Annotated in this window: 3 protein-coding genes and 1 riboswitch; of the genes, 2 read left to right on the top strand and 1 reads right to left on the bottom strand. The window is 71.2% G+C overall.

What is annotated here, in order from left to right:
- On the bottom strand, positions 1-1,025 hold a 1,025-nt coding region (locus tag PROKR_RS03265), incomplete at its 3' end, for an aldo/keto reductase (protein ID WP_036959488.1).
- Positions 1,026-1,149: 124 nt separating this feature from the next.
- Here PROKR_RS03265 and PROKR_RS03270 point away from each other — a divergent pair.
- Together PROKR_RS03270 and PROKR_RS03275 are read left to right on the top strand one after the other, a co-directional pair.
- Positions 1,150-1,722, top strand: a complete 573-nt coding sequence (locus tag PROKR_RS03270; protein ID WP_036959489.1) for a TetR/AcrR family transcriptional regulator — start codon at positions 1,150-1,152, stop codon at positions 1,720-1,722.
- A 64-nt stretch (positions 1,723-1,786) separates the two neighbouring features.
- Positions 1,787-1,884: riboswitch (TPP riboswitch) on the top strand.
- On the top strand, positions 1,874-2,136 hold a 263-nt coding region (locus tag PROKR_RS03275), incomplete at its 3' end, for a hydroxyethylthiazole kinase (protein ID WP_036959490.1). Its footprint overlaps the riboswitch before it by 11 nt.

A 2,136-nucleotide genomic window follows, 5' to 3' on the forward strand; every position in this document is an offset into this window, starting at 1 on the left:
GCCGCCGCGCGCTGCTCCGCCGGGCGGCGGCGCAGGGTGGGCTGCAGGATCGCGGGCGGGTCGTAGGCCGCGTCCAGGCGGCCGACGTCGGTTCCCGGCGGCACGATGGCGTCGATCCGGTCGAGGATCTCGTCGCTCAGGCTGACCTCGGCGCCGGCGAGCGCGCTGTCGAGGTGCTCCATGGTGCGCGGTCCGATGATCGCGGAGGTGACGCCCGGGTGCGCGATCGCGAACGCCATCGCGAGATGGTTCAGCGGCATCCCGGCCTCCTCGGCGACGGGGATGAGCTGCTCGACGACGTCGAGGCGCTGCTCGTCCTGGAGGTGCCTGAAGCCGAACTGCGCCCGGTGCGCGTCGCTGGCCTGACCCTTGCGGTACCGGCCGGTGAGCATGCCGCCGGCGAGCGGGCTCCAGACCAGCGTGCCCATGCCGTACTGCTGGGCCACCGGCAGTACGTCGCGCTCGATGCCGCGGTTCAGGATCGAGTACGGCGGCTGCTCGGTGCGGAACCGCTCCAGGCCCCGCCGCTCGGCGACCCACTGCGCCTGGACGATGTCGGCGGCGGGCATGGTGGACGAGCCGATGGCGCGCACCTTGCCGGAGTTGACCAGGTAGGTCAGCGCGGCGAGCGTGTCCTCGACGTCGGTGTCGGGGTCGGGGCGGTGGATCTGGTACAGGTCGATGTGGTCCGTGCCGAGGCGGCGCAGCGAGTTCTCGACCTCGGCGATGATCCAGCGCCGGGAGTTGCCGCGGTGGTTGGGGTCGTCGCTCATGGGCAGGTGCACCTTGGTAGCCAGGACGACGTCGTCGCGCCGGCCCTTGAGCGCCTTGCCCACGATCTCCTCGGACTCGCCTCGCGAGTAGGCGTCGGCCGTGTCGATGAAGTTGATGCCCGCGTCGAGCGCCTTGTGGATGATCTTGACCGACTCGTCGTGGTCGGGGTTGCCGATCGCGCCGAACATCATCGCGCCGAGCGCGTAGGGGCTGACCTTGATGCCGGTCCGGCCGAGGTTGCGGTACTGCATGAGGCCCTCCTGGGGTCGAGAGGTCTGGTGAGCGCACCGGCGATGCCGTAGTCTGGAGCTAAGCGGAACGCTCTTCCAGAACTATATGGAAAGACGTTCCGGTTAGCAACGGATCGGGAGAGAAGTGACCCAGCACACAGAGCAGCGACCGCTGCGCCGCGACGCGCAGCGCAACATCGACGCACTGCTCGACGCCGCCAAGCAGGTCTTCGGCACGTCCGGCGTGGACGCGCCCGCGAAGGAGATCGCCGACCTCGCGGGCGTCGGCGTCGGCACGCTCTACCGCCACTTCCCCAAGCGGTCCGACCTGGTCAAGGCCGTCTTCCAGGCCGAGGTCGACGCCACCGCCGACGCCGCTCCCGCACTGGCCGCCGCCCACGAACCCGTCGTCGCACTGGAGAAGTGGCTCCACCGGTACACCGAGTTCCTCGCGACCAAGCGCGGGCTCGCCTCCGCGCTGCACTCCGGCGACCCGACGTTCGACGCGCTGCCCGCGTACTTCATGGGCCGGCTCGGCCCCGCCGTCGGCTCTCTGCTCGACGCCGCCGCTGCGGCCGGCGCCATCCGCGCCGTCGCCAGCCCCAAGGACCTGCTCTACGCCGTGTCCAAGCTGTCGGTGACCATGAACGACGAGGAGCCCGACCACGGCCGCCGCATGCTCGACCTGCTCGTCGACGGGCTGCAGCACCGGGCCTGACCCCCTCCCCTTCCAGCACGCACCGACAGTTCCGGACACCGGCCGAAGCCGTATAAGGTCGGCACCCAATGGCGCGGGGCGCCGGGCACCAGCCCGGCTGAGATGCACCCGTGGAACCTGATCTAGGTAGTGCTAGCGAAGGGAACGCCTCATGGGCTCAGTCCTGCCCGACGCCGTCGCGTCGGTCGTCACCGCGGTGCGCGACACCGCCCCACTGGTGCACTGCGTGACCAACGTCGTGGTCACGGGCTTCACCGCGAACGTCCTGCTCGCCGCGGGCGCCGCGCCCGCCATGGTCGCCGACCCCGAGGAGGCGCCGATCATGGCCGGCGTCGCCGGCGGGCTGCTGATCAACCTCGGCACCGTCGAGGGCCGCCAGGCCGACGGCATGCGGGCCGCCGTCGACGGCGCCAC

It is taken from the genome of Promicromonospora kroppenstedtii DSM 19349, assembly GCF_000515355.1.
Classification (GTDB): Bacteria; Actinomycetota; Actinomycetes; order Actinomycetales; family Cellulomonadaceae; genus Promicromonospora; species Promicromonospora kroppenstedtii.